The 26,325-nt window shown below is 38.4% G+C and carries 38 protein-coding genes; 33 read left to right on the forward strand and 5 right to left on the reverse strand.

Annotated features, from left to right (window positions below; genetic code table 11):
• Positions 1-41: 41 nt before the first annotated feature.
• From AC3E9U_RS10050 to AC3E9U_RS10080, 7 genes are all read left to right on the forward strand, one after another.
• Positions 42-572, forward strand: coding sequence for a hypothetical protein (locus tag AC3E9U_RS10050; RefSeq protein ID WP_488746787.1), 531 nt, complete (start codon positions 42-44; stop codon positions 570-572).
• Positions 573-1,127 (forward strand): hypothetical protein, encoded by a 555-nt coding sequence (locus tag AC3E9U_RS10055; RefSeq protein ID WP_488746788.1) that lies wholly within the window; start codon positions 573-575, stop codon positions 1,125-1,127.
• 215 nt (positions 1,128-1,342) lie between these two features.
• Complete coding sequence (locus AC3E9U_RS10060; protein WP_488746789.1) at positions 1,343-1,927, forward strand: ABC transporter ATP-binding protein; 585 nt, start codon at positions 1,343-1,345, stop codon at positions 1,925-1,927.
• The gene (locus AC3E9U_RS10065; RefSeq protein ID WP_488746790.1) at positions 1,924-3,138 is read left to right on the forward strand and encodes an ABC transporter permease; all 1,215 of its coding nucleotides are present in this window, start codon (positions 1,924-1,926) and stop codon (positions 3,136-3,138) included. Before AC3E9U_RS10060 ends, AC3E9U_RS10065 begins: the two co-directional genes overlap by 4 nt.
• Positions 3,131-3,646: a hypothetical protein gene (locus AC3E9U_RS10070; protein WP_488746791.1), complete on the forward strand. Its 516-nt coding sequence runs from the start codon at positions 3,131-3,133 to the stop codon at positions 3,644-3,646. Before AC3E9U_RS10065 ends, AC3E9U_RS10070 begins: the two co-directional genes overlap by 8 nt.
• 68 nt (positions 3,647-3,714) lie before the next feature.
• Entirely contained in the window at positions 3,715-4,404 is a 690-nt protein-coding gene (locus AC3E9U_RS10075) for a YjjG family noncanonical pyrimidine nucleotidase (protein ID WP_488746792.1), read from the forward strand.
• Positions 4,405-5,109, forward strand: a complete 705-nt coding sequence (locus AC3E9U_RS10080) for a hypothetical protein (protein ID WP_488746793.1) — start codon at positions 4,405-4,407, stop codon at positions 5,107-5,109. It abuts the gene before it with no gap.
• A gap of 25 nt (positions 5,110-5,134) precedes the next feature.
• Here AC3E9U_RS10080 and AC3E9U_RS10085 read toward each other — a convergent pair whose 3' ends face one another.
• Entirely contained in the window at positions 5,135-6,412 is a 1,278-nt protein-coding gene (locus AC3E9U_RS10085) for a replication-associated recombination protein A (protein WP_488746794.1), read from the reverse strand.
• Between the two features lie 269 nt (positions 6,413-6,681).
• On the opposite strand from AC3E9U_RS10085, the gene AC3E9U_RS10090 reads away from it, so the two are divergent.
• Positions 6,682-7,473 (forward strand): rhomboid family intramembrane serine protease, encoded by a 792-nt coding sequence (locus AC3E9U_RS10090; RefSeq protein ID WP_488746795.1) that lies wholly within the window; start codon positions 6,682-6,684, stop codon positions 7,471-7,473.
• A gap of 96 nt (positions 7,474-7,569) precedes the next feature.
• Positions 7,570-8,259: an alpha/beta fold hydrolase gene (locus AC3E9U_RS10095; protein ID WP_488746796.1), complete on the forward strand. Its 690-nt coding sequence runs from the start codon at positions 7,570-7,572 to the stop codon at positions 8,257-8,259.
• Between the two features lie 57 nt (positions 8,260-8,316).
• Here the strand turns inward: AC3E9U_RS10095 and AC3E9U_RS10100 are convergent, their stop codons facing one another.
• The 4 genes from AC3E9U_RS10100 to AC3E9U_RS10115 form a co-directional block, all read right to left on the reverse strand.
• On the reverse strand, positions 8,317-10,008 hold the full coding sequence (locus AC3E9U_RS10100) for a bifunctional metallophosphatase/5'-nucleotidase (protein WP_488746797.1): 1,692 nt from the start codon (positions 10,006-10,008) through the stop codon (positions 8,317-8,319).
• Between the two features lie 35 nt (positions 10,009-10,043).
• Entirely contained in the window at positions 10,044-11,105 is a 1,062-nt protein-coding gene (locus AC3E9U_RS10105; RefSeq protein WP_488746798.1) for a c-type cytochrome, read from the reverse strand.
• A 215-nt stretch (positions 11,106-11,320) separates the two neighbouring features.
• Complete coding sequence (rlmB, locus tag AC3E9U_RS10110; protein WP_488746799.1) at positions 11,321-12,055, reverse strand: 23S rRNA (guanosine(2251)-2'-O)-methyltransferase RlmB; 735 nt, start codon at positions 12,053-12,055, stop codon at positions 11,321-11,323.
• Between the two features lie 56 nt (positions 12,056-12,111).
• Positions 12,112-13,776: a BamA/TamA family outer membrane protein gene (locus AC3E9U_RS10115; protein ID WP_488746800.1), complete on the reverse strand. Its 1,665-nt coding sequence runs from the start codon at positions 13,774-13,776 to the stop codon at positions 12,112-12,114.
• Between the two features lie 180 nt (positions 13,777-13,956).
• Between AC3E9U_RS10115 and rpsL the strand changes: the two genes are divergently transcribed.
• The 24 genes from rpsL to rplO all read left to right on the forward strand — a co-directional run bounded on the left by rpsL (position 13,957) and on the right by rplO (position 26,315).
• A complete protein-coding gene (gene rpsL, locus AC3E9U_RS10120; protein WP_007136570.1) occupies positions 13,957-14,340 on the forward strand; it encodes a 30S ribosomal protein S12 in 384 nt (127 codons plus the stop codon).
• Positions 14,341-14,364: 24 nt separating this feature from the next.
• Positions 14,365-14,841, forward strand: coding sequence for a 30S ribosomal protein S7 (rpsG, locus tag AC3E9U_RS10125; protein WP_023574055.1), 477 nt, complete (start codon positions 14,365-14,367; stop codon positions 14,839-14,841).
• A gap of 10 nt (positions 14,842-14,851) precedes the next feature.
• Positions 14,852-17,008, forward strand: a complete 2,157-nt coding sequence (gene fusA / locus AC3E9U_RS10130) for an elongation factor G (RefSeq protein WP_488746801.1) — start codon at positions 14,852-14,854, stop codon at positions 17,006-17,008.
• 11 nt (positions 17,009-17,019) lie between these two features.
• The gene (gene rpsJ, locus AC3E9U_RS10135; RefSeq protein ID WP_023579610.1) at positions 17,020-17,325 is read left to right on the forward strand and encodes a 30S ribosomal protein S10; all 306 of its coding nucleotides are present in this window, start codon (positions 17,020-17,022) and stop codon (positions 17,323-17,325) included.
• A 113-nt stretch (positions 17,326-17,438) separates the two neighbouring features.
• Entirely contained in the window at positions 17,439-18,056 is a 618-nt protein-coding gene (gene rplC, locus AC3E9U_RS10140) for a 50S ribosomal protein L3 (RefSeq protein ID WP_488746802.1), read from the forward strand.
• The gene (gene rplD, locus AC3E9U_RS10145; protein ID WP_488746803.1) at positions 18,056-18,685 is read left to right on the forward strand and encodes a 50S ribosomal protein L4; all 630 of its coding nucleotides are present in this window, start codon (positions 18,056-18,058) and stop codon (positions 18,683-18,685) included. The genes rplC and rplD overlap by 1 nt, the downstream gene beginning before the upstream one ends.
• Positions 18,686-18,691: 6 nt before the next feature.
• Positions 18,692-18,982 (forward strand): 50S ribosomal protein L23, encoded by a 291-nt coding sequence (rplW, locus tag AC3E9U_RS10150; RefSeq protein ID WP_488746804.1) that lies wholly within the window; start codon positions 18,692-18,694, stop codon positions 18,980-18,982.
• A 6-nt stretch (positions 18,983-18,988) separates the two neighbouring features.
• The gene (gene rplB, locus AC3E9U_RS10155) at positions 18,989-19,813 is read left to right on the forward strand and encodes a 50S ribosomal protein L2 (protein WP_023570341.1); all 825 of its coding nucleotides are present in this window, start codon (positions 18,989-18,991) and stop codon (positions 19,811-19,813) included.
• Between the two features lie 9 nt (positions 19,814-19,822).
• Positions 19,823-20,101 carry a 30S ribosomal protein S19 gene (rpsS, locus tag AC3E9U_RS10160; protein WP_023570340.1) on the forward strand — a complete coding sequence of 93 codons (279 nt, stop codon included), beginning with the start codon at positions 19,823-19,825 and terminating at the stop codon, positions 20,099-20,101.
• Positions 20,102-20,107: 6 nt separating this feature from the next.
• Positions 20,108-20,518 carry a 50S ribosomal protein L22 gene (gene rplV / locus AC3E9U_RS10165; RefSeq protein ID WP_488746805.1) on the forward strand — a complete coding sequence of 137 codons (411 nt, stop codon included), beginning with the start codon at positions 20,108-20,110 and terminating at the stop codon, positions 20,516-20,518.
• An 8-nt stretch (positions 20,519-20,526) separates the two neighbouring features.
• Entirely contained in the window at positions 20,527-21,261 is a 735-nt protein-coding gene (gene rpsC / locus AC3E9U_RS10170) for a 30S ribosomal protein S3 (protein ID WP_488746806.1), read from the forward strand.
• 19 nt (positions 21,262-21,280) lie between these two features.
• Positions 21,281-21,700 carry a 50S ribosomal protein L16 gene (rplP, locus tag AC3E9U_RS10175; protein WP_488746807.1) on the forward strand — a complete coding sequence of 140 codons (420 nt, stop codon included), beginning with the start codon at positions 21,281-21,283 and terminating at the stop codon, positions 21,698-21,700.
• Between the two features lie 11 nt (positions 21,701-21,711).
• Entirely contained in the window at positions 21,712-21,903 is a 192-nt protein-coding gene (gene rpmC / locus AC3E9U_RS10180) for a 50S ribosomal protein L29 (RefSeq protein ID WP_488746808.1), read from the forward strand.
• A 17-nt stretch (positions 21,904-21,920) separates the two neighbouring features.
• Complete coding sequence (rpsQ, locus tag AC3E9U_RS10185) at positions 21,921-22,178, forward strand: 30S ribosomal protein S17 (RefSeq protein WP_023570336.1); 258 nt, start codon at positions 21,921-21,923, stop codon at positions 22,176-22,178.
• 2 nt (positions 22,179-22,180) lie between these two features.
• Entirely contained in the window at positions 22,181-22,549 is a 369-nt protein-coding gene (rplN, locus tag AC3E9U_RS10190) for a 50S ribosomal protein L14 (RefSeq protein WP_007803649.1), read from the forward strand.
• A 12-nt stretch (positions 22,550-22,561) separates the two neighbouring features.
• Positions 22,562-22,876, forward strand: coding sequence for a 50S ribosomal protein L24 (gene rplX / locus AC3E9U_RS10195; RefSeq protein WP_023574065.1), 315 nt, complete (start codon positions 22,562-22,564; stop codon positions 22,874-22,876).
• 2 nt (positions 22,877-22,878) lie between these two features.
• Positions 22,879-23,430 (forward strand): 50S ribosomal protein L5, encoded by a 552-nt coding sequence (gene rplE, locus AC3E9U_RS10200; protein WP_488746809.1) that lies wholly within the window; start codon positions 22,879-22,881, stop codon positions 23,428-23,430.
• Positions 23,431-23,433: 3 nt separating this feature from the next.
• Positions 23,434-23,703 (forward strand): 30S ribosomal protein S14, encoded by a 270-nt coding sequence (gene rpsN / locus AC3E9U_RS10205; RefSeq protein ID WP_488746810.1) that lies wholly within the window; start codon positions 23,434-23,436, stop codon positions 23,701-23,703.
• Positions 23,704-23,807: 104 nt separating this feature from the next.
• Positions 23,808-24,206: a 30S ribosomal protein S8 gene (gene rpsH / locus AC3E9U_RS10210; protein WP_035629579.1), complete on the forward strand. Its 399-nt coding sequence runs from the start codon at positions 23,808-23,810 to the stop codon at positions 24,204-24,206.
• 15 nt (positions 24,207-24,221) lie between these two features.
• Positions 24,222-24,764: a 50S ribosomal protein L6 gene (gene rplF / locus AC3E9U_RS10215; protein ID WP_488746811.1), complete on the forward strand. Its 543-nt coding sequence runs from the start codon at positions 24,222-24,224 to the stop codon at positions 24,762-24,764.
• A gap of 11 nt (positions 24,765-24,775) precedes the next feature.
• The gene (gene rplR, locus AC3E9U_RS10220; protein ID WP_488746812.1) at positions 24,776-25,126 is read left to right on the forward strand and encodes a 50S ribosomal protein L18; all 351 of its coding nucleotides are present in this window, start codon (positions 24,776-24,778) and stop codon (positions 25,124-25,126) included.
• 5 nt (positions 25,127-25,131) lie between these two features.
• A complete protein-coding gene (gene rpsE / locus AC3E9U_RS10225) occupies positions 25,132-25,656 on the forward strand; it encodes a 30S ribosomal protein S5 (RefSeq protein ID WP_488746813.1) in 525 nt (174 codons plus the stop codon).
• A 12-nt stretch (positions 25,657-25,668) separates the two neighbouring features.
• Positions 25,669-25,851, forward strand: a complete 183-nt coding sequence (gene rpmD / locus AC3E9U_RS10230) for a 50S ribosomal protein L30 (protein ID WP_026981373.1) — start codon at positions 25,669-25,671, stop codon at positions 25,849-25,851.
• Between the two features lie 11 nt (positions 25,852-25,862).
• Positions 25,863-26,315, forward strand: coding sequence for a 50S ribosomal protein L15 (rplO, locus tag AC3E9U_RS10235; protein ID WP_023570327.1), 453 nt, complete (start codon positions 25,863-25,865; stop codon positions 26,313-26,315).
• Positions 26,316-26,325 lie beyond the last annotated feature (10 nt).

Genomic DNA, 26,325 nt, shown 5'->3' on the forward strand with positions numbered 1-26,325 from the left:
GTTAACCAAATCAACATTATTAATTTTATAAAATAGTACAAATGAAAAAAGTTTTATTAATTGCCACGTCAGCCTTTTTTTTCTTTTCTTGTAGTAACGATTCAAGTTCTGACTCATCCGAAAAGTCTTTAAATAAAGTTCAGTCTTCTGAGGTTTATTCGAAATTACCTCCTAATCAAGAACCATGTCCTATGGGGCAATACCCAGTATTTAGCTATGAATTTGACGGTTTTTCATTCCATCGTAAATCTACTGGCTGTTCAGCTCGATTTTCGATTTGTTCTGATGGGCATTGGGAAATAAATTGTATCAGTGGCGATGGCAAACTTTCCGGTTATGATTCATTAACAAATAAAGTTTTAGTATCAGGTGTTTTGTCTGATGATCAAAAAAGTATAACCTTGCATTTTCCTATTGAAGTCATGACGGCGCCGACTTTTAAAGCGTCTGATTTTGAGGTTTTTGGTTTTGATGAGAATTATAAAATGTATGAAGGAATAACCATTAAGGCTGGAGAGTACATCCCGTCTTATACAGATAAGGAAATAATTGTAAATGTAACGTTATTGTAAATGAAATTTAGTAAGCTTATTTTGGTGCTGATGCTGGTAGTGTTCTTATATTCTTGTAAGTCGGGACTTTCTTTGTATAATAACATTAATAGTAACCGGAAATTTGATTCTCGTGAAGAATATTTTGAAAAACTTTTTTCTGGAAAGGATTATGCAAAAGATAAGGTGGTCTTTCTGAAAGATTCGGATTTAAGTTTAGTCTGGAGTAATCTTCTTGATAAACATTTATCAACTTATTATGGAATTGTATATGGGGACAGTTTTGCAAGTGCAGATCAGTTGGAGGATCCAAGTTGTCCGGGGCAGATTGCTACGCTGTACCGTAAGTTGGAAAGGAAGGATGATGCTGTTGTAATAGACGACGCTTCAACGGTTGAAATAATGAAAAGTCTTAAATTAGATCCTAATAAGCAAACCGTCGTCTTTATATATTCTTATAAACTAGGCAGTTTGTTAAAAAGCAAAATTGGGTGGGTTATAAGTGAATTGAAAGAGAATGACAATTTCGATTACAGAATAGTATCATTAGATAACAACGACATAGTACAACAATAAGCTTAGAGAACGGGTAGACACACTGCCCGTTTTTTTATTCCCGGAACTAAAATAGTAATTCTGATATCTTACAGATGTCTTTTTAGTTAAAATGCTGTTAGGTTCTCTCTAAAAACGAAAGGTTTAAAATCCGATTTTAGTATCTTGCGGCAACTAATTCGTTTTTTAAGGTGATAAGCACAAAAAAACTCACATTTTCATACGGCAAATCCACGGTGTTTGCTTTTCCTGACATTTTATGTAATGAAGGTGAAACCTGTCTGATAACCGGGGGCAGCGGAAAAGGAAAAACCACCTTACTCCATATATTGGGCGGATTATTGCGTGCGGAATCCGGCGAAGTGATTATCAATAATGCCAATATCGAACAGTTTTCAGAACGAAAGTTAGATCATTTCCGAGGGAAAAATATCGGTCTGGTCTTACAGGAAAACCATTTTATAGAAGCTTTTACCGTATTGGAAAATGTAATGCTTGCTTCGTGGCTAGGTACCGGAAAACAAGGCAAAGAAAAAGCAAAAACCTTACTGGAGCATCTCAATCTCCAGGAACATCTTCACAAATTGCCTTCACAATTAAGCGTCGGACAACAACAACGTGTTTCCATCGCAAGGGCACTGATTAATGAACCGAAAGTATTGTTAGCCGATGAGCCTACTTCGAGCCTTGATGATGAGAATGCTTTCAGGGTAGCGGATTTGCTTGAGAAGTTATCCATAGAATACAAAACGGCTCTGGTAATCGTAACCCACGATTCCCGTTTGAAAGAGCGATTTAAAAACCAAATTTCGTTATCATGATCGGAAAATTAGCGTGGCGAAATACCTGGTTCAAACCTTTAAGTACGATTTTAAGCATCATCTTACTGATGTCCAGTGTCGCCATCATCACAGTATTGATTCTATTACAAAAACAATTCGAAGAACAGTTTTCCAGTAATGCAGATGATATCGATTTGGTGCTGGGTGCGCAAGGGAGTCCCCTGCAATTGGTATTGTCTTCTGTATATCAGATGGATGCGCCAACCGGAAACATCGATTATATAGAAGCTAAGACCTGGATGAAGAATCCGTTTGTAAAGTCGGCAATTCCTTTAGCTTACGGTGATAATTATTTAGGATTTAAAATTTTGGGAACCACACCGGATTACTTGGTCAAGTTTGGAGGCCAAGTCGAAAAAGGCAAAATGTTTTCCAAAACTTTTGAAGTGGTTATCGGAAGCGAAATTGCGAATAAATTACAGCTGAAGGTCGGTGATACTTTCTTCGGTTCCCACGGCGATGCCAAAGAAGGCGAGAAACACGAAGAAGGTGCTTACAAAGTGGTCGGAATCGCTTCCAAAACCGGAAAAGTGGTAGATAATCTGATACTTTCCAATATACAAAGCGTGTGGGCAATGCACGATGTCCATGATCATGAAGAAGGTGAAGCAAATCACGAAGCGGCTTTGAATTCCGAAGAAGGAAAAGAAATAACCGCCGTGCTGATCAAATTTCGCAACAAAATGGGAATCGTTCTTTGGCCAAGGCTGATTGCACAAAACACCAAAATGCAGGCTGCTTCACCGGCGATCGAAATCAACCGTCTGTTTACACTTTTCGGAATCGGGTTGGATGCCTTGCAATATCTCGCGTACGGAATTATGCTGATCTCCGGAATAAGTATTTTTATTGCCCTGTTCAATACACTGAAAGAGCGCAAATATGAATTTGCTTTATTGCGTATTCAAGGAGCGTCGCGCTTTCAATTGCTGCAGGCTATCGTGATAGAAAGTCTTGTTTTATGCGTTATCGGATTTGTCTTTGGAACAATTCTTGGTAGAATAGCATTGGTCTTTATCTCCAATTCAGCGGACCAGGAGTTTAAAATAGCCTTCAATCCGTTTGAGTTTGTTTGGGATAAAGAAGGGATTTTATTTTTAGTAACTATATTTGTTGGATTGTTAGCAGCATTTATCCCTGCGGTAAAAGCATACCGACTCAATATTTCAAAAACTTTGTCAAATGCGTAAGTTATACATAATTGCAGTTTTAACAGTAGTGATTCTGGTTTTGGAGTCCTTCTGCAATCCTATAGGGAAAACAGTTGGTGCAAATCCTGTGCACCTTAATGAAGAAGGTTTTGCTTCTTCCCTTCAGAAAAATCCGGATACGTTGAGCTGGAAATTGTTGGGAGAAATAAAATTTCTGAAAAAAACGGACAAAGTATACGGTGAAGTGCAGTTTCCGGTAATCAATACGAAACTTAAACAGACGCAAAAGAAACGGATTGTAATGAGCGGGTTTATCGTTCCCATTGACAATAAAAGTTATGCGTTGAGCAAAAATGTTTTCGCTTCTTGTTTTTTCTGCGGAAAATCAGGACCGGAAACGATCATGGGAATCAAATTCAGAGGAGGGAATCCTAAACTGAGAACCGACCAATATGTAACCCTGGAGGGAACTTTCCGTTATAATGATTCGAACGTGGACGACTGGATTTACCATATCGAAGATGCGGTGATTGTGAAAGGAAAATAAGCCAATTTGCAATAATAGATTTGAGCTTTAAGATAATGAAGAGAGTATTAATGTAATGGGAGTGGATTATGAGATTTGCGAATAAAACGGACATTTTTTTTGATTTAGATCACACGCTTTGGGATTTCGAGCGTAATTCAGCACTAACTTTTAAAAAGATTTTTACAGAACATAATATTGCGGTAGATGTTGAAGCATTTCTGAAATATTATGTTCCGGTAAACATAAAATACTGGGCTTTGTACCGTGAAGATAAAATCGACCATTTGACGCTTCGTTACAAACGACTGAAAGAAGTTTTCGATCTGATTCCCTTTGAAGTTGATGATGAAGCTATCAATTTGGTTTCGGAAGCATATATAAAATACCTGCCTACATTTAATCACCTATTTGACGGTGCCATTGATGTTTTGGAGTATCTGAAACCAAAATACAATCTGCATATCATAACCAATGGTTTTCACGAAGTCCAGAACGGAAAGTTGCGGAATGCCAATATTGAACATTATTTTGATACCGTAACCAATTCGGAAATGGCCGGCGTAAAAAAACCGCACCCTAAAATTTTCGAATATGCTCTGCAAATGGCTCAAGCAAATAAAGCTACCAGTCTTATGGTAGGCGACAGTCTGGAAGCTGATATGGAAGGTGCCAAAAATATTGGGCTTGATGCGTTGTTCTTTAATGAAGCCCGAATTGAGCAACCTCACGATTTTCCACAGATTTTTCACCTCTCCGAATTAAAAAACATGTTATAAATGAAAAAAATACTCTTGCTTGCCGTTTTACTGTTCTCCACTTTTGTTTTTTCGCAGAATGTAAATGATTATAAATACATTATTGTTCCGAGAAAGTTCGATTTTCTGAAAAAAGAGAACATGTACAATATGAATTCTTTGACTAAAAGCGTCTTTGAAAATCAAGGGTATGAAGTTTATTATGATATGGATGTTTTTCCGCAGGAATTAGCCGAAAACAGATGCAGGGCGCTTTATGCCAATATGGTGGAAAACAACACAGTCTTTACAACAAAAATTAAAATAGAACTTAAAGATTGTAAAAATCAGGTGGTGTACGTTTCCGGCGAAGGAGAGAGTCGTGAGAAGGAATATGCAAAGGCATATGTTCAGGCGTTCCGTATGGTCGGTAAATCACTTGCAAACCTAAAAAGCAACCCAAAAGGTGGATTTGCATCAACAGATTCAACACCAAGGAAAGAAGAGGTTTCTCAAGCTGTCGTAATCGGGAAACAGCTTTTTGCGCAACCTATCGTAAACGGATTCCAGTTAGTGGATTCCTCTCCAAAAGTAGTAATGAAACTTTTCAAAACTTCGACAGCTAATTTCTATATCGGACAAATGGGAAGTCAACAGGGGGTTGTCTTTTCTTTGAACGACCAATGGGTTTTCGAATACTATCAGAATGAAAAACTGGTTTCCGAAAAATTAGAGATTAAATTCTAGTAATTCGTAACCCGTATTTTTTGTCCTAATAGCCATATTTATCATTCCAGCGGTTTTTTAAAAACTGGCGCAGTTCCCTTTCACGGGCATTATTGCCGGGCTCGTATAATTTAGTGTTGGAAAGCGCATCCGGTAAAAATTCCTGTTCGGCAAAATTGTTGGGATAATCATGGGAGTATTTGTACTCATCGCCATAGCCCAGCTCTTTCATTAATTTTGTTGGCGCATTGCGCAAATGTATCGGTACCGGTAAATCGCCGGTTTGTTTTATAATTTGTTGTGCATTTCCGATAGCCATATAACTTGCGTTGCTCTTTGCAGATGTTGCCAGATAAATAGCGCATTGACTTAAAATGATCCTGCTTTCAGGATAACCGATGGTTGTTACTGCCTGAAAGGTGTTGTTGGCCATAATTAAAGCCGTCGGATTGGCATTTCCGATATCTTCCGAAGCCAAGATCAGCATTCTTCGGGCAATAAATTTTACATCTTCTCCGCCTTCAATCATTCGTGCTAACCAATAAACCGCGCCGTTTGGGTCGCTGCCACGTATCGATTTTATAAACGCCGACACGATATCATAATGCTGTTCTCCTGTTTTGTCATACAGCACCGTATTCTTTTGCACGAGCTGCATCACTTTTTCGTTAGTGATTTCAATGGTTTCCGAATCGGAGGCATTTATGATTAATTCGAAAATATTAAGCAGTTTTCGCCCGTCACCACCGGAAAGTCGCAATAAAGCTTCCGTTTCTTGTAGCTGAATGTTCTTGGTTTTCAGAATTTCATCGGTTTCCATCGCTCTTTTCAGCAAGGCTTCCAAATCGTCTTTTGAAAAGGCATTGAGGACGTAAACCTGACATCTTGACAATAGAGCGGGGATAACTTCAAAACTTGGGTTTTCAGTGGTAGCGCCAATTAAAGTAACCCAGCCTTTTTCAACCGCTGCAAGCAAAGAATCCTGCTGCGATTTACTGAAACGATGGATCTCATCGATAAATAAGATCGGGTTTTTGGCAGTGAACAATCCGCCACTTTGCTTGGCTTTGTCGATAACATCGCGAATGTCTTTTACACCGGAGTTGATTGCACTTAACGTATAAAAAGGGCGCTTGCTTTCCTGAGCCATGATCTGTGCCAAAGTGGTTTTGCCAGTCCCGGGCGGCCCCCATAAAATCAGAGACGGTATAATGCCACGGGCAATCTGATGGGTTAGCGAACCTTGTTCTCCCACTAAATGCGACTGACTAATGTATTCTGATAATCTCTGTGGACGTATACGTTCTGCTAAAGGTGCTTCCATTGTTTAATTTGAAAATGCGATAATTTGGAAATCTGAAAATGTTGGAACGGTTTTGTGCAAAACAAAGCAACTGAACAAATTTAGTTATATTAAATCTTTTTATGGTTAATTTCCAAATTATCTCATTTCCAAATTATCTCATTTCCAAATTATCTCATTTCCAAATTTTCAAATTGTTATGACAAAACTTCATTAAATTTAGTTTGGTTACATTTTTGAGTACTTCGAACTATCTTTAATCAATCACCTTTTTTCTTTTCTCTTAATTTATGAAAGAAACCGATTTTAAATTTTCCCCTTCCGTAATCGCATGGCCATTTTTGTTCTTACTGACAATGTGGGTGGTTTTTTGGTTTGAAATCCGTTTCAAGATGAGTTTGTATGATTACGGTATTTACCCCCGTACTCTTGCAGGAATGAAAGGCATTGTTTTTAGTCCTTTTCTCCATGGCGATCTGCAGCATTTATATAATAACTCGATTCCGATTTTTTTACTACTGATGGCTTTGCGTTATTTCTACCGTGAACAGAGTCTGCAGGTTCTGGTTTTTGGGATTCTGATGTCGGGATTCGGAACATGGCTCATTGGAAGAGAAAGCATCCATATTGGCGCCAGCGGACTGATTTATGTATTGGTGAGTTTTATGTTCTTTAAAGGAGTACAGTCGGGTTACTACAGATTGGTGGCATTGTCACTGACGATTGTAGTTTTGTATGGCGGTACCGTATGGTATCTTTTTCCCTCTCCGGAAGAAAATATCTCGTGGGAAGGACATATGGCCGGATTCATAACCGGGTTTTTGTTATCGTATTTCATCAAAACACAGGATTATCAGAAACCGATAAAATATGATTGGGAGCGCCCGGATTTTGACCCATCTCAGGATCCTTTTATGAAGCATTTTGATGAACAAGGTAATTTCGTTCCAACACCGAAACCAGAACCGATCGAAGAGCAATATTCGTATTTTATATCGAATTTGCCGGTGGTATATTTCGTTAGGGAATCCAAAAACGAAACCGATGCGACTGCCGGCAATGAAGGTGTCGGTAAAATATAACTTTGGTTGACGATTTACTGTTTTAAAAGCCATAAAAAGAAATTGATGGAAAAATCTTTCCGAAAGTGTATCTTTGGTTTTTAATCATTTCTGCTTATGCAACCTTTATTGCTTTTACATGGAGCACTTGGGTCTCAGGCCCAGTTCGAGAATCTGAAAACAAAACTTTCCTCGAAATACAAAATATATACCCTTGATTTTACCGGTCACGGCAGTGCGCCGCTGACCGATCATGAACCGTTAAGTATAGCTTCTTTTGCGCAACAGGTGCTTGCTTTTTTAATGGAACATCAACTTACTAATGTGGCTATTTTTGGCTATAGTATGGGCGGTTACGTGGCTTTGTATCTGGCGAAACATTATCCGGATATGGTCAGTAGAATATTTACATTGGCCACTAAGTTTGACTGGAATCCCCAAAGCAGCAAGAAAGAAGCGGCGATGCTGAATTGGGAAGTTATGGAGCAGAAAGTTCCTAAATTCACCCAATACCTGCAGGGAATGCATCAGGTGGATAAAGCTCCGAAATTAGTTAAAGAAACGGCTCAGATGATGCTGGCAATGGGGCAGGAGCCACCGCTGACTGTGGCCGAAGTAGGTAGTTTGGAGCAGCCTGTTCTTTTTTCGGTAGGAGATAAGGATGCGATGGTGAGTTTTGATGAAACGGTGGCTTTGTACAGGTCTAAAGCTAACAATCAATTATGGGTTGTGCCGGACACCGCACATGCTTTTGAAAAAGTGAATTTGGATAAACTGTCCCGCGAGATCGAATCTTTTTTCAATTAAGATTTTAAATTTTTTATTAAAAAGCCTGAAATTTATATTTCAGGCTTTTTTTAGTTGTTATCTGAAGGCGTACTCCACACCGGTCACTTGTGTTAGGAGTGTTTCCGGAGCATCTAAAATTTTTGCATTTTTTTGCGGTGTCGGCGTTACCGGTGAATTCTGTGTCAGATAGTCTCTCATAACGGTATGCAAGGTCGAAGTCGTGTTTTTCGCTTCCATGACACCTTTCATTCTGCATAGCATGTCCGTGGGGTCGCCATCGCGTTCACACGCAAGTATGGAATACAGTTTCTCATAATCTACAGGAATGTTTTTTATGGTAATGCTTTGGACTCTTTTTCCCATTTCCGCAAAAGCATTGAATTCGACTTCCATTCCTTTAAATTTTACTACCCAACCACCAAAACGTTTGGAAGCGTCATCCGAAAATACATTGTTCAGCTCTTTTTCCAGCCAGTTTTTTAACTGTTTTCCGGTGACCTTAGCAGTTCTAACCGTACTGTCCACCGGCAGCATGTCGAAAATGAATCCGTTTGTGATAGGAATGTTTCCTGTGTGATCGGGAGTCGTATTTGGAGGGCAAAAGCGGAATCCGTTCGATAACGCAATGTCTATTTCAGGAAACTTCCAGTTTAAAGCATTCAGGATCATGGTATCGATAGGGTTTTCCACTACAAAATAACGGTATAACGGAATCGTACTATAGCCCAAGACCTTATTGATATTTTCGCGATAAAGACTTTCTTTTTCTGTTAAAAGCTGCTGGATTTTAGCATCCGGTTTTATTTTTGGGGAGTTTACTTCGATTAATTCATAACTGTCGCTAATTACTTTTCCGTTTTGAACAGTCAGGTCCAATTTCCCAATAAAAGAACCAAAGGCTCCCGGTTCCACTACTTTGGCGTACTTACATACAATTGGTTTACGGACTCTTTCGTGCGTATCACCACCAAAAATATAATCCACGCCTTCACATTCGGGACTGTTGGCCAGTGCGATTTGCTGCGATAAACCAAGATGGGCAATCATAATCACGTAACTGCATTGTTCCTGATTTCTAAGTACATCAATATAATGAGCAAGATTTTCCTCCGGACTGGTATAAATGATTCCTTTGCTATAATTGGGACTTTGGCGGATTGGCACCAAAGGGTCAGTGTAGCCTAAAAATCCGATTTTTGCACCAGCCACATTCCAAATCGTGTAAGGCTGGAAAATAAGTTCACCCCGTTTGCCTTCACCTAAATCGTGATACATATTTGTGCAGATTTTTGGTGCATTCAAAGATCCCATAAGGGTTTGCATTCTTCGTTTTCCGTAGATCACTTCCCAGTTGCCCGGTAAATACAGGTCGTAACCCATGGAGTTCAAGATCGGTACAAAAGCTTCTCCCGTTGTTTCTACGCTCAATTCACTGCCCTGAAACATGTCGCCGGTATCGATGGTAAATGTGTTCGGGTTTTTCTTTTTTAGTTGGTCGAGCAATGTTTTCATGTGGGCATAGCCACCCGTTTTTCTGAAAACTGCTTTTCCGTTTTCCCAAAACAATTCATCATGAGGATGGATCTGACAGTGTACATCCGTGGTTTGGAGTAGGGAAACGGTTTGAGGTTTGGAGTTGTCTATTTCTTTTTCTGCGTCAGATTCCGGTTGGGCGACGTTGGCAATCGCTGAAAGTGGCGAAATAAGTGCTGTGCCAATGCTTAAGGTTCCGACTGATTTAAGAAAATTTCTTCTGTTGTTGCTCATGGTGTTGTTTTAAAAATAAGTCGGTTGACCTAAAATTATTTCTTTGGGTGCGCTTTTTTTATGGGTTCGAAAGGGCCAAATTTATGTTGTTCTTCCGAGAATTTGTCTGAAAAAGGACCAAAAGGATGATCTATCGGTTTTTTGGAAATGTCCGGCCAGTCTGCACTGAAATCCTTTGACGGTCGGGCTTGGGTTTCCACATAAGCGGCGATATCCCAGGCTTCTTCGTCAGACAGTTGTGGGTTTTCATAAGTGGCACCTTGCGGCATATTGTACTTTATATAACCGGCAAAACGACTGATTCGGTATAGCCCGGCTCCCTGATTAAACGAGTTATTGCCCCATAAAGGCGGGTAAATATATTCTTTTTTATCTTTTGCTAAAAGTCCCTGACCATTTACCTGATGACAACTGACGCATTTTACGGTATATAGAGATTTTCCGTTATTGGGATTGGCGGCTCTGTTCAAGTATTCAAGGTTGTAAATCCCTGCAGCTTTGGCTTCCTTGCCTTTGGGGACATTGCTTCCGATGTAGTCGATATAGGCTATCATGGCTTTCATTTCCCTGCTGTCTTCGCTGAGGGTTTCACCATTTAAACTTCTTTGCATGCAGTCGCTGATTCGTTTGTAAAGGTTTTCGATCTTCCCGCTTCGGGCTCTCATTTTGGGATACATCGAATACACGGAACCGTAATTATTTCCCCATGGTTTTGTCCCGGCATCCAGATGGCAGTTGTTGCAATTCATACCGTTAGTGATTTGCTTAACGGTGCCGTTTGGTCCGAGGTATTTTGCGGTATGTTCGATTAATTCTTTTCCGTAAGCTACTTGTTCTTTTAAAGCGGTGTCGGTTATTGAACTGATATTAGCGGCATGCCAGAATTTATCGGATTCTTTTTCGGTTGCTGTTTTCGGAGACACATTGGTATACAGTTGATCCACTTCTTTATTGTCTTCAAGCCATGAAGTGCACGAGGCGTTAAAAAGAAGAAAAAAGAACAGGGACAGGGAAATAAGGGTGAAAGAGGTGAACAGGTAAACCAGTCTTTTTACAAGCGGTTCGAATTGTTCCCAAGGCTGTTTTTCGTGATCCATTGGTTTTTTGGCAGAGAACGGTTAGTTACTGTTATAAATGAAACGACGAATATAAACAATCGGAAGTAATTACAAAATTATTTCTGACTATTAAGCAGATTTACAAATTTTATGCAAAAAGCTGAAAAAATTATTAAATACATTTAGGATTTAATTATAAAAAAAGCCCGAAACATTTGCTTCGGGCTTTCTTGAATTTTATTAATTCTTGAAGGTTAACTTCTCTGGCGGATGGTTTCGTATAAAAACGCACCACAGGCTACGGAAACATTCAAAGAACCGATGGAACCGAACATAGGCAGTTTTGCTTTTTCATCTACGATTTTTAATACCGATGGATTTACGCCTCTGTCTTCACTTCCCATGATGATGGCCACGGGTTCGCTAAAGTCGATATCATAAATGTTTTGTTCTGTTTTTTCTGTAGCAGCAACGATTTTTACTCCTGAACCCTGCAAATAGAAAACAGCGTCTTTAATGTGGTTTACTTTACAGATTGGAACATTGAATACCGCTCCGGCAGAAGTTTTAACGGTGTCGCCGTTTACGGGCGCAGAACCTTGTTTCTGGATAATGATTCCGTCCACACCGGTACATTCCGCCGTTCTGATAATTGCTCCGAAATTGCGTGCATCGGACAACTGATCCAAAATTAAGAAAAGAGGTTTTTTACCACTTTCGATAACGCCTTCCACTAAAGTTTCCAGAGAAACGAAAGAGATAGGGGCGATGGTAGCCACGGCGCCTTGATGGTTGTTGAAGGTTAATCGGTTTAATTTTTCTACGGGAACATAGGAGAAATTGATGCTGTGTTTTTTCATCGTTTTCATCAGATCCTGCATCAAATCACCTTGTGCGTCCTTCTGAATAAAAACTTTGTCAACTTCTTTTCCTGCGTTTATAGCCTCGATGATGGCTCTGATTCCGAATATTAGGTTTTCTTTTTCCATGGGGCAAAGATAGTCTTTTTTAGCTATTTTTAAATTTTAGCCGGTATAGACTATTGCTAAAAGACGGTTTTAAAACTGATGTGGACAAGGGAGTTGGAAAGTTTTATGGCTTGATCTCCCGTGGTTCCGTTGGCGTAAATTAAATTGAACAGCCCATTTTTGGTCAGTATGCCGAATCCGAATCCTAATCCGAGCAGGTTTTCTTTGATGTTGGCGGTTTTATCTTGAAAATAACCATAATCGGTGATTGAGTGAACGTATAATCCGGGTGTCAAAACATAACGGTACTCGGTTATGATGGCAGTGTAGAGATTGGCCTGCAGGCTGTTTTCGCTAAAACCTCTAATGGAATTGATTCCTCCGAAACGATACAATTCGTTGCTTAGAAAGGTGTCGCTCTGCAAGTAAAAACTTTGGTTTTTGACCAGAACGATATTCTTTTGGTTCAGGTGGAAATTGTAAAAGGCATTCAGCTGCGTGAATTGCTGGCTGTTGGTTTCGATTTTAGAAGAACGTCTTCCTGTTCCGAATTTTAGATTTATGCCCGCGGTTTCGCGAAACAGAAAATCGTCCGGATTGTATTTGGAGAACAAAAATGACGCGGTCCAGAAGGTGTTGGAATAACTGCTGATTGTGCCCGATGTTGTTTTTTGGATGTCTACAGATTCAGCGGATTGGTGTCCAAGGTAAACCCTCGAGTTATAATTGAAATAGTAGCCCAGATCGATATCTGTAGTGGTATTCTGGAACAAACTGTCCTGTTTGAATATTTTCAAATTCGCTTTAATTCCCATCGGACTTTTAAAAATGTAGGGTACTTCGGTGCCGATATTGAAGGTGGTTTGTTTTTTACCGTCGCCTTTCCAGTAGAGATTGAATTTTTCCCCTGCATTCAAGGCGTTGTTTAATAACAGATCAAGGTAGCCGTTAAATCGGATCCCGGAATTCTCCTCGTTGGCGAAACCTATGAAGCCTTCGAATCGGTTTGCTTTATTTTTTTCAAGATAGACATATACTTTTGTGCTGTCTTTAGTAAAAAGTATTTCCGGATATTTTATTTGGGTTACAAACGATAGTGATTTAAAATCATTATTTACGTTTTTTAAGTTCTCTTGGTTGAAAGGCTGTTTTCGGTATTGTTTGGCAATATTTTTCCGGATACCTTCGGGGAATTTGTCATAACCTGCAATTACGATGTCGTTCAGATTTCGTTTCTTTTCGGTTTTGAGTTTCAATACGGCTGTGAGGATATTATTTGTTTTCTTGTGATTGATCAGTTGCAGCTCGCTCAATGAGTAACCGTTCTGTTCCAGTTTGGCCAGATTGGAGTTCATAAAATTGTCCACTTCGGAAATGGGCAACTTTATGGTGTCGGATTGAAATTCCAGTAATTTTTTCTCATCTTCTAAAAGTGTACCTATATATATGTGTATGGAAGAAGTCTGTTTTCCCACGAAATAATAAAATACAAAGGAAGTGTCGCTGGTCTTTTTTTGATTTAACAATTGACTTTCCAGATAGCCTTTCTTGAGCAGGGTAGAGGTGAAGTTGCTGGTTTCATCCAGTATCGATTTGGTGTTTTCGTGAATTTTTCTGTAACCGATGCTGTCGATTGTTTTGGTTTCTTCAGTTGAAATCCCTTCGATTTTCAGATGCAGATTTTGAGCCCTTGAGGAAAAGCCGGTTAAAATCAGAAGTAAAAAAAAGAGGAATTGTTTCAACGGAAAAATGTTTTGGTAAAAATAACGCAAAAAATGGATTTTGAATATGTGATTTTGGTGCGATATATAATTGTATTGAAAATTAAATATTTAAGGTTTGTTTTCTAAATATTATTTCCTACATTTGCAGCCCCGAAAAGTGTCGGGAATTTAAAAACAAGAAATTTTTAGTATTTAATTATGCCAACAATTCAACAATTAGTAAGAACAGGAAGAACTCAGATCACTAAGAAGAGTAAATCGGTTGCTTTAGATTCTTGTCCTCAAAGAAGAGGGGTTTGTACGCGTGTTTACACTACTACACCAAAAAAACCAAACTCTGCAATGCGTAAAGTTGCGCGTGTACGTTTGACAAATGGTAATGAGGTGAATGCTTACATCCCGGGAGAAGGACACAATTTACAAGAGCACTCGATAGTATTAGTGAGAGGCGGAAGGGTAAAAGATTTACCAGGTGTTAGATATCACATCGTTCGTGGAGCGCTTGATACGTCAGGTGTTGCAGGAAGAACGCAAAGAAGATCTAAGTACGGTGCTAAACGCCCTAAAGAAGCTAAAAAGTAATTTAAAAACTTTTAAGAAAAAGACATGAGAAAAAGACAGGCCAAAAAAAGACCTCTTTTACCAGATCCAAGATTCAATGATCAATTGGTAACGCGTTTTGTGAACAACTTAATGTGGGATGGTAAGAAATCAACAGCTTTCAAAGTATTTTATGATGCAATTGATATCGTAGAGTCTAAAAAGCAAGATGCTGAGAAATCATCATTAGAAATCTGGAAAGATGCATTAACTAACGTTATGCCTCACGTAGAAGTTCGTTCACGTCGTGTGGGTGGAGCTACTTTCCAAATTCCAATGCAAATTCGTCCGGACAGAAAAATCTCTATGGCGATGAAATGGATGATTCTTTATGCAAGAAGAAGAAATGAAAAATCTATGGCAGGTAAACTTGCTTCTGAAATCTTAGCTGCTGCTAAAGAAGAAGGAGCTGCTGTTAAGAAAAGAATGGATACTCACAAAATGGCAGAAGCTAACAAAGCATTCTCTCACTTTAGATTTTAATTCATAAGAAATGGCTAGAGATTTAAAATTCACAAGAAACATAGGTATTGCTGCTCACATTGATGCTGGTAAAACAACAACAACTGAGCGTATCTTATTTTATACTGGAAAATCACACAAGATTGGTGAGGTGCACGATGGTGCTGCAACCATGGACTGGATGGCGCAAGAGCAGGAAAGAGGTATTACCATTACTTCTGCAGCGACAACTTGTGAGTGGAGTTTCCCAACTGAGCAAGGTAAATTAATCGCAGATTCTAAACCTTACCACTTTAACATTATCGATACCCCGGGACACGTTGACTTTACAGTTGAGGTAAACCGTTCGTTACGTGTATTGGATGGTTTAGTATTCTTGTTTTCTGCTGTTGATGGTGTAGAGCCTCAATCAGAAACCAACTGGAGATTAGCAGACCAATATAGAGTTCCTCGTATGGGATTCGTAAACAAAATGGACCGTCAGGGTTCAAACTTCTTAAACGTTTGTCAGCAGGTTAGAGATATGTTAAAATCTAACGCAGTGGCAATTACTTTACCAATCGGTGAAGAAAACGATTTTAAAGGAGTTGTAGACTTAGTGAAAAACCAGGCGATTGTATGGCATGATGCTACTCAAGGGGCGACTTTTGATATTGTAGACATTCCTGCTGATATGGTGGCTGAAGTTAAAGAATACAGATCAATCTTAATTGAAGCAGTTGCTGAGTATGATGAAAATCTACTTGACAAATACATGGAAGATGAGAACTCAATTACTGAGGACGAAATCAACGCTGCATTAAGGGCTGCTACTATTGACATGGCGATCATCCCTATGATTGCTGGTTCTTCTTTTAAAAACAAAGGAGTTCAGTTCATGTTAGACGCGGTTTGTAAATATTTACCATCTCCTTTGGATAAAGAAGGTATTGAGGGTATCCACCCTGATGATGCTGATTTGTTAGAAGAAGATCAAACTAAAATCTTACGTCGTCCAGATGTAAAAGAGCCTTTCGCGGCTTTGGCATTTAAGATTGCTACTGACCCTTATGTTGGTCGTTTGGCATTCTTCCGTGCTTATTCTGGTCGTTTAGATGCTGGTTCTTATATCTTGAACACACGTTCAGGAAACAAAGAGCGTATTTCTCGTATCTACCAAATGCACGCTAACAAACAAAATCCAATCGAGTACATCGAGGCTGGAGATATTGGAGCGGCAGTTGGATTTAAAGATATCAAGACTGGAGATACAATGTGTGATGAAAAACACCCAATCATTCTTGAGTCTATGAAATTCCCTGATCCGGTAATCGGTATCGCGATCGAGCCTAAAACAAAAGCTGACGTGGATAAAATGGGTATGGCTTTAGCAAAATTAGCTGAAGAGGATCCTACGTTTACAGTTAGAACTGATGAGGCTTCAGGTCAGACGATTATCTCTGGTATGGGTGAGCTTCACTTAGATATCTTGGTAGACCGTATGAAACGTGAGTTCAAAGTGGAAGTTAACCAAGGTGAACCTCAGGTTGAGTACAAAGAGGCATTTACTAAATCTGCACAGCACAGAGAAGTTTATAAAAAACAATCTGGAGGTCGTGGTAAATTCGGGGATATCGTATTCCGTTTAGAGCCTGCTGATCTTGTAGATGGTAAAGCGCCTGTTGGTTTACAGTTCGTAAATGAAGTAAAAGGAGGTAACGTTCCTAAAGAATATATTCCTGCAGTTGAGAAAGGTTTCCGTGAAGCTATGAAAACGGGTCCTTTGGCAGGTTATGTTGTGGATAGTTTGAAAGTTACTTTATTGGATGGATCTTACCACGCGGTGGATTCGGATGCATTATCGTTCGAATTGGCAGCGAAAATGGGTTACAAAGAAGTAGCGAAAGCTGCCGGAGCTGTAATATTAGAGCCAATCATGAAAATCGAAGTTATTACTCCGGAAGAAAACATGGGTGATATCGTAGGTGACTTGAACCGTCGTAGAGGTCAGGTAAGTGACATGGGTGACAGAGCTGGTGCTAAAACTATTAAAGCAAATGTGCCGCTTTCTGAAATGTTTGGTTATGTAACTACATTAAGAACATTGTCGTCAGGTCGTGCGACTTCAACAATGGAATTCTCTCACTATGAGCAAACTCCATCTAACATTTCCGATGAAGTAATTAAAAAAGCAAGAGGTAACGCTTAATTTTTAAGAAAATGAGTCAAAAAATCAGAATAAAATTAAAATCTTACGATCACATGTTGGTTGATAAATCAGCTGAGAAGATTGTAAAAACTGTAAAAAGCACAGGTGCAGTAGTAACAGGGCCAATTCCTTTACCAACGCACAAAAAGATTTTCACTGTATTGCGTTCTCCGCACGTAAACAAAAAATCAAGAGAGCAATTTGAGGTAAGTTCATACAAAAGATTATTAGATATCTATTCTTCCTCTTCAAAAACTATCGACGCTCTAATGAAATTAGAGTTGCCAAGTGGTGTTGAAGTAGAAATCAAAGTATAAGTACCGCATTTAAAAGTAATTAAGCATTAAGTTTTGTAATTCAAAACTTAATGCTTACTTTTGCGCACTCAAAAAACAAAATAATTTAATAAGTAATTAATAATTAGTTTTATATGTCTGGGTTAATTGGAAAAAAAATCGGCATGACTAGTATCTTCGATGAGAACGGGAAAAACATTCCTTGTACTGTAATTGAGGCTGGTCCATGTGTCGTTACCCAAGTCAGAACCAACGAGGTTGACGGGTATGAAGCGTTGCAACTTGGTTTCGATGACAAGTCAGAAAAACATGCTACTAAGGCGGACTTAGGTCACTTTAAAAAAGCTGGTACTTCTGCTAAAAGAAAAGTCGTTGAATTTCAAGATTTTGCAACTGAGCACAAATTAGGTGATTTGATCACTGTAGAAGTTTTTGCAGAAGGAGAGTTTGTAGATGTACAAGGTGTATCTAAAGGTAAAGGTTTCCAAGGGGTTGTTAAACGTCACGGTTTTGGTGGGGTTGGACAAGCTACTCATGGTCAGCACAACCGTTTAAGAGCGCCAGGATCTGTTGGAGCTTCATCTTATCCGTCAAGAGTATTCAAAGGAATGCGTATGGCTGGAAGAATGGGAGGAGAAAATGTAACAGTTCAGAACCTTAGAGTTTTAAAAGTAGTTGCTGAAAAGAACCTACTTGTTGTTAAAGGAGCTATTCCGGGACACAAAAACTCTTACGTAATCATTCAGAAGTAATGGAAGTAAAAGTATTAGATATCAACGGAAAAGATACTGGAAGAAAAGTTCAACTTTCTGATTCAGTATTCGCAATTGAGCCAAACAATCATGCGGTTTATCTTGATGTTAAGCAATATTTAGCTAATCAAAGACAAGGTACTCACAAAGCTAAAGAAAGAGCTGAAGTAACCGGAAGTACCCGCAAGATCAAAAAACAAAAAGGAACTGGTACTGCTCGTGCAGGATCTGTGAAAAACCCTTTGTTTAAAGGTGGAGGTACAGTTTTCGGTCCAAGACCAAGAAGTTATTCTTTCAAATTGAACAAAACTTTAAAGAGATTAGCTAGAAAATCTGCTTTCTCTATCAAAATGAAAGAGTCGAATTTAGTAGTTCTTGAAGACTTTACTTTTGAAACTCCAAACACTAAAAATTTCATTAACATCTTGAAAGCTTTAGGGTTAGAAAACAAAAAATCTCTATTCGTATTGGGTGATTCAAATAAAAATGTATATTTGTCATCTCGAAATTTAAAAGCGTCTAATGTTGTAACTACCTCTGAATTAAGTACTTACGCTATTTTAAATGCTAATAATTTGGTGCTTTTAGAGGGATCTTTAGAAGGAATTGAAGAAAATTTAAGCAAATAATAGGCTATGAGTATCATAATTAAACCTATCATTACTGAAAAAATTACCAAAGAGGGAGAAACTTTCAACCGCTTTGGTTTCGTTGTTGCTAAAACTGCAAACAAAATTCAGATCAAAAATGCTGTTGAGGCTGCTTTTGGTGTGAATGTAGTTGCTGTAAACACAATGAATTACAGAGCTGATAGATCGGTTAAATACACTAAGAGTGGTTTAATCAGCGGAAAGACTAATGCTTACAAAAAAGCAGTAGTTCAAGTACAAGAAGGAGAAACAATAGATTTTTATAATAATATCTAATAGAAAATGTCAGTTAGAAAATTAAAACCTATTACCCCGGGTCAGCGTTTTAGAGTTGTTAATAGCTTTGACACTATTACAACTGATAAGCCGGAGCGTTCTTTGATCGCACCGAAAAAAAACTCTGGAGGTAGAAATAGTCAAGGAAAGATGACCATGCGCTACACAGGTGGTGGTCACAAACAAAAGTATCGTCTTGTTGATTTTAAAAGAACTAAAGTAGGGGTTCCTGCTACAGTTAAAACAATCGAGTACGATCCAAACCGTTCAGCATTTATTTCGTTATTACACTATGCAGATGGTGCTAAAACGTATATCATCGCTCAAAACGGATTACAAGTAGGACAAACTGTAGTTTCTGGTCCAGAATCGGCTCCGGAAATTGGTAACACTTTACCATTAAGCAAAATTCCTCTAGGTACTGTTATTTCTTGTATCGAATTAAGACCAGGTCAAGGTGCGGTAATCGCTCGTTCAGCTGGAACTTTCGCTCAGTTAATGGCAAGAGACGGAAAATATGCTACAATCAAAATGCCTTCAGGGGAGACAAGATTGATCTTGTTGACTTGTTCGGCTACAATTGGAGCAGTTTCTAACTCAGATCACCAATTAGTTGTATCAGGTAAAGCTGGTAGATCTAGATGGTTAGGTAGAAGACCAAGAACAAGACCGGTAGCAATGAACCCTGTTGATCACCCAATGGGAGGTGGTGAAGGACGTTCTTCTGGAGGTCACCCACGTTCAAGAAAAGGTTTACCTGCTAAAGGCTATAGAACTCGTTCTAAAGTTAACCCGAGTAATAAGTATATCGTAGAACGTAGAAAGAAATAATAAGTAGATATGGCACGTTCATTAAAAAAAGGACCTTTTGTTCACTTTAAGTTAGAGAAAAAAGTTCAGGAAAATATCGAAAAAGGTAATAAAGGAGTTGTTAAGACTTGGTCTAGAGCTTCAATGATTACTCCGGATTTCGTTGGACAAACTATCGCAGTTCACAATGGTCGTCAATTTGTACCTGTTTACGTAACAGAAAACATGGTAGGTCATAAATTAGGAGAATTTTCACCAACAAGATCTTTTAGAGGTCACGCGGGTGCAAAAAATAAAGGTAAAAAATAAGAAGCTATGGGAGTTCGTAAAAGAGAAACAGCTGATGCAAGAAAAGAGGCTAATAAGTCTATTGCTTTTGCAAAATTGAATAACTGCCCTACTTCACCTAGAAAAATGCGCTTAGTTGCAGATTTAGTAAGAGGTCAGAAAGTGGAAAAAGCACTTAACATCTTAAGATTCAGTTCTAAAGAAGCTTCTCGCAAATTAGAGAAATTGTTGTTATCAGCAATTGCTAACTGGCAAGCTAAGAATGCAGATTCTAACATGGAAGAAGCAGGTTTATTTGTTAAAACGATCACTGTTGACGGTGGTATGATGTTGAAAAGACTTCGTCCTGCGCCACAAGGTCGTGCACACAGAATCAGAAAACGTTCTAACCACGTAACAATCGTGCTTGGAGATAATAATAACACACAAAGCAATTAATAAGCAGTATGGGACAAAAGACAAATCCAATCGGAAATCGCCTTGGGATCATCAGAGGATGGGACTCAAACTGGTACGGTGGAAATGACTACGGTGATAAATTAGCAGAAGATGCTAAAATCCGTAAGTATATCCATGCTCGTTTATCAAAAGCTAGTGTTTCTAAAGTAATCATCGAGAGAACTTTAAAACTTGTAACCGTTACTATCACTACTGCTAGACCTGGTATCATTATCGGAAAAGGTGGTCAAGAGGTAGACAAGTTAAAAGAAGAACTTAAGAAAATTACTGACAAAGAGGTTCAAATTAACATCTTTGAAATCAAAAGACCTGAACTTGACGCTTATTTAGTAGCTACAAGTATCGCTCGTCAGATTGAAAGTCGTATTTCTTACAGACGTGCAATTAAAATGGCTATTGCTGCTGCAATGCGTATGAACGCAGAAGGTATCAAAGTTATGATTTCCGGTCGTTTGAACGGTGCTGAAATGGCACGTTCAGAAATGTTCAAAGAAGGACGTATTCCTCTATCAACTTTCAGAGCTGACATCGATTACTCACTAGGTGAAGCGCATACTACTTACGGTAGAATGGGTATCAAAGTGTGGATCATGAAAGGTGAAGTTTACGGAAAAAGAGATCTTTCTCCGTTAGTAGGTATGGACAAAAAACAGTCTAAACCTTCAGGATCTTCAAACTCTTCTAAAGGGAATGGTAAACCAAACCAACGCAAAAGAAAGTAATTATTTAAACTAAAGAAAAATGTTACAGCCTAAAAGAACAAAATACCGTAAGGTACAGAAAGGTAAAATGAAAGGCGTATCTCAAAGAGGTCACGAGCTTTCAAACGGAATGTTTGGTATTAAATCTTTAGATTATTCATTCATTACTTCGCGTCAAATCGAAGCTGCACGTATCGCTGCAACTCGTTACATGAAGAGAGAAGGTCAATTATGGATTAAAATTTTCCCGGACAAACCTATCACCAAGAAACCGCTTGAAGTACGTATGGGTAAAGGTAAAGGTGCAGTTGAATACTGGGCTGCAGTTGTTAAACCAGGTAGAATTATGTTTGAAGTAGGTGGTGTGCCTATCGCAGTAGCTAAAGAAGCTTTGCGTCTTGCAGCACAGAAAATGCCTGTAAAAACTAAGTTTATCGTTGCTAGAGATTTCGAAGCATAATCAATTTTATTATGAAACAATCAGAAATTAAAAATCTATCTGCAGCTGAGTTACAAGGGCAACTTAGTCAGTTAAAAAAGACATATGCCGACCTAAAAAACGCTCACGCGATTTCTCCAATTGAAAACCCATTACAGTTAAGAGCTGTAAGAAGATCAATTGCAAGAGTAGCGACTGAGTTAACTAAAAGAGAGTTACTATAATTGTATTCTTCTGAAAGATGGAAAAAAGAAATTTAAGAAAAGAAAGAATTGGTGTGGTTACTAGCAACAAAATGGAGAAATCTATTGTTGTTTCTGAAACTAGAAGAGTAAAACACCCGTTATACGGTAAGTTCGTGTTAAAAACTAAAAAATACGTTGCGCACGACGAAACAAACGATTGCAACATCGGTGATACAGTAAAGATCATGGAAACAAGACCTTTATCTAAATCAAAATGTTGGAGATTAGTTGAAATCATTGAAAGAGCGAAGTAATTATGGTACAACAGGAATCGAGATTAAAAGTAGCAGATAACACGGGAGCTAAAGAAGTTTTAACTATCCGTGTTTTAGGAGGAACGAAACGTCGTTATGCCTCTGTGGGAGATAAAATTGTAGTTTCTATTAAAGATGCAACACCAAACGGAAACGTTAAGAAAGGTGCTGTTTCAACTGCAGTTGTTGTACGTACCAAAAAAGAAGTGAGAAGAGCCGATGGTTCATACATCAGATTCGACGATAACGCTTGCGTATTGTTGAATGCTGCTGGTGAAATGAGAGGAACTCGTGTTTTTGGTCCTGTAGCAAGAGAACTTCGTGAAAAACAATTCATGAAAATTGTATCATTAGCACCAGAAGTGCTTTAATTCGTTTAGACAATGATAAAGCTAAAAATTAAATCTGGAGACGTGGTAAAAGTTATCGCAGGTGACCATAAAGGTGCTGAAGGTAAAGTTTTACGTGTTCTTCGCGAGAAAAATAAGGCGGTAGTTGAAGGTGTAAACATGGTTTCTAAACATACAAAACCAAGTGCTAAAAACCCTCAAGGTGGTATCGTTAAAAAAGAAGCTCCTATTCATATTTCTAACATCGCTTTAATTGATCCTAAAACTAAGTCAGCGACTAAAGTGGGAGTTAAAGTTGAAGGAGATAAGAAAGTGAGAATTTCTAAAAAATCTAATCAAGTATTATAGTCATGACTTATATACCTAGACTAAAAGAAGAATATAAGAGCAGAGTTATTGCTGCTCTTACAGAGGAGTACGGTTACAAAAACGTTATGCAGGTTCCTAAACTTGAGAAAATCGTTATTAGCCGTGGTGTTGGTGCTGCTGTTTCAGATAAGAAATTAGTTGATCACGCAGTAGAAGAGTTAACAAAAATTACTGGTCAGAAAGCTATTGCTACTATCTCTAAGAAAGACGTTGCGTCTTTCAAATTGAGAAAAGGTATGCCGATCGGAGCTAAAGTAACTTTACGTGGAGAGAGAATGTATGAGTTCTTGGATCGTTTGATTACTTCTGCTTTACCACGTGTAAGAGATTTCGGTGGTATCAAAGCTACAGGTTTTGACGGAAGAGGAAACTACAACTTAGGTGTACTTGAGCAAATCATTTTCCCTGAAATTGATATTGATAAAGTAAACAAAATTTCTGGTTTCGATATTACTTTTGTAACTTCTGCAAATACCGATAAAGAAGCGAAGTCATTATTAGCACAATTAGGTTTACCTTTTAAAAAGAATTAAGTTATGGCTAAAGAATCAATGAAAGCCCGCGAGGTGAAAAGACAAGCGTTGGTTGAAAAGTATGCTGAAAAGAGAAAAGCTTTATTAGAAGCTGGAGACTATGAAGCGTTACAGAAATTACCAAAAAATGCTTCTCCTGTACGTTTACACAACCGTTGTAAATTGACTGGAAGACCAAGAGGGTACATGCGTCAATTCGGTATTTCACGTGTTACTTTCCGTGAAATGGCTAATAATGGATTGATTCCAGGGGTTAAAAAAGCTTCTTGGTAATATCGCAATAAGTTATTACTTTTGCGAACTGAAAAATAATTTTAATTGATTGTAGGTTCGATAGGCGAGTGCCTATCGAAAACCACAATCGCAATTTTATACATATGTATACAGATCCTATTGCAGATTTTTTGACAAGAATCAGAAATGCAGTGCGTGCTAACCACAAAGTGGTAGAAATCCCTGCTTCTAATTTGAAAAAGGAAATCACTAAGATTTTATTCGACCAAGGATATATCTTAAGTTACAAATTCGATGACAGTACAGTTCAAGGTACTATCAAAATCGCTCTTAAGTATGACAAAGACACTAAAGAGTCTGTAATTAAAGATATCCAAAGAATTAGTAAACCAGGTTTACGTAAGTACGCGGGTGCCGCTAAACTACCTAGAATCTTGAATGGTTTAGGTATTGCTATCGTTTCTACTTCAAAAGGTTTAATGACCGGGAAACAGGCGAAGCAATTGAATGTTGGTGGAGAAGTTATTTGTTACGTATACTAATAAAAAGATTCAACAATGTCAAGAATAGGTAAAAGTCCAGTTGCAATTCCAGCAGACGTAACCGTAGAGGTTAAAGACGGTGTAATTACAGTAAAAGGAAAATTAGGTCAACTTTCTCAAGAGTTTTCAGATGTTTCTGTTAAAATTGAAGAAGGAAATGTAATCGTTGAAAGATTCTCAGATCACAAAACTGAGCGCTCTAAACACGGTTTATACAGAGCTTTAATCAACAACATGATTGTTGGTGTATCCGAAGGTTTCACTAAAGAATTAGAATTAGTGGGAGTAGGTTATAGAGCAGCTAACCAAGGTCAAAAATTGGATATCGCTTTAGGTTTTTCTCACAACATCGTTCTTGAAGTAGTTCCGGAAGTTAAAGTAGAAACAGTTTCTGAGAAAGGTAAAAACCCAATCATTAAACTAGCTTCACACGACAAACAACTTTTAGGTCAGGTAGCTGCGAAAATCAGAGGTTTCCGTAAGCCAGAGCCGTACAAAGGAAAAGGAGTTAAGTTTGTAGGTGAAGTATTAAGAAGAAAAGCAGGTAAATCAGCTTAAAAACTAAGACTATGTCATTAACAAAATCGGATAGAAGACAGAGAATACAGTACAGAATCAGAAAGATCGTTAGCGGAACGGCTGCGAAACCTCGTTTGGCTGTATTCAGAAGTAACAAGGAAATCTATGCTCAAATCATAGATGACGTAAACGGTGTAACTTTAGCTGCTGCCTCTTCAAGAGAAGCTGGTGTTACTAAAGGAACTAAAATAGAAACGGCTGCATCAGTTGGAAAATTGATCGCGGAGAAGGCTTTAAAAGCGGGTATCGATACCATCACTTTTGACAGAGGTGGAAATTTATACCACGGACGTGTTAAATCATTAGCTGAAGGCGCTAGAGAAGCCGGACTTAAATTCTAAGAATTATGTATCATAATTATAAAAACGTAGAACTGGTAAAACCTAGTGGTCTTGAGTTAAAAGATCGTTTGGTAAGTGTGAATCGTGTTACTAAAGTTACAAAAGGGGGTAGAGCTTTCGGTTTCTCCGCTATTGTAGTGGTAGGTGATGAAAACGGTGTAGTTGGTCACGGTTTAGGAAAATCTAAAGATGTTTCTGAGGCTATTGCAAAAGCAGTAGAAGATGCTAAGAAAAATCTTGTGAGAATTCCTTTAAGTGGTCAGTCTGTACCTCACGAACAAAAAGGTAAATTTGGTGGAGCAAGAGTATTATTAATGCCAGCTTCTCATGGTACTGGAGTAATTGCCGGTGGTGCAGTTCGTTCAGTATTGGAGTCTGTAGGTATTCACGACGTATTGTCGAAATCTCAAGGTTCTTCAAACCCTCACAATGTTGTTAAAGCTACTTTTGATGCTTTATTGCAAATGAGAAGCGCTTACACTGTTGCAAAACAAAGAGGAGTGTCTTTAGAAAAAGTATTCAAAGGTTAATTCAAGGAAATTATGGCAAAAATATTAGTAAAACAAGTAAAAAGTCAGATCAACTGTCCTCTTACTCAAAAGAGAACACTTGAGGCTTTAGGTCTTAAAAGATTAGGACAAGTTGTGGAGCATGATGCAAATTCTGCTATCCTTGGAATGGTAAATAAAGTTAAACACTTGGTTTCTGTTGAAGAAACTAAATAACATTAATAGTTATGAATTTAAGTAACTTACAACCGGCTGAAGGGTCAACTCACAATCAGAATAAAAGATTAGGTAGAGGAGAAGGTTCTGGAAAAGGTGGTACTGCTGCACGTGGTCACAAAGGAGCAAAATCTCGTTCTGGTTATTCTAAAAAGATTGGATTTGAAGGAGGTCAGATGCCGCTTCAGAGACGTGTACCTAAGTTTGGTTTCAAAAACATCAACCGTGTAGCTTATCAAGGTGTAAATCTTTCTGCTTTACAGTTGCTTGTTGATAATGGAATTGTTACTGATACTGTAGATTTCGCAGTATTGGTTGAAAACCGTTTGGCAACCAAAAATGAGCTTGTAAAGATATTAGGAGGAGGAGAGCTTAAAACAAAATTAAAAGTAACTGCTCACAAATTTACTGCGACTGCAAAAGCGGCTATCGAGGCTGCAGGTGGAGAAGCTGTAACTTTATAAACTAATATAC

Source organism: Flavobacterium sp. 21.1, from assembly GCF_057801535.1.